Annotated in this window: 1 pseudogene; it reads right to left on the reverse strand. The window is 54.6% G+C overall.

Annotation, left to right across the window (positions count from 1 at the left end):
* Positions 1 to 186, reverse strand: a pseudogene (locus SB751_RS35960) (low specificity L-threonine aldolase); the annotation flags it as partial.
* Between the last annotated feature and the right edge of the window lie 43 nt (positions 187 to 229).

Genomic DNA, 229 nt, shown 5'->3' on the forward strand with positions numbered 1-229 from the left:
GTTCAGATAAGGAATGGCGCGTACGCCATCTGCGCCGGACGGCAGTACATACAGACCCTTGTCGTAAAGACGCTCGACGAATGTTCCAGCGGGAAGCGAAGAGACGCCGAAACGCACGATGTTAGTTTCGATCGCGGAAACATCGAGCGAAATGCCAGGCAGACCTGCGATACCGTTGGCGAGCATTCGAGCATGCTCATGATCTTCCTGAAGCCGTTCACGATGATTG

It is taken from the genome of Cupriavidus sp. SIMBA_020, assembly GCF_046535395.1.
GTDB lineage: Bacteria > Pseudomonadota > Gammaproteobacteria > Burkholderiales > Burkholderiaceae > Cupriavidus > Cupriavidus campinensis.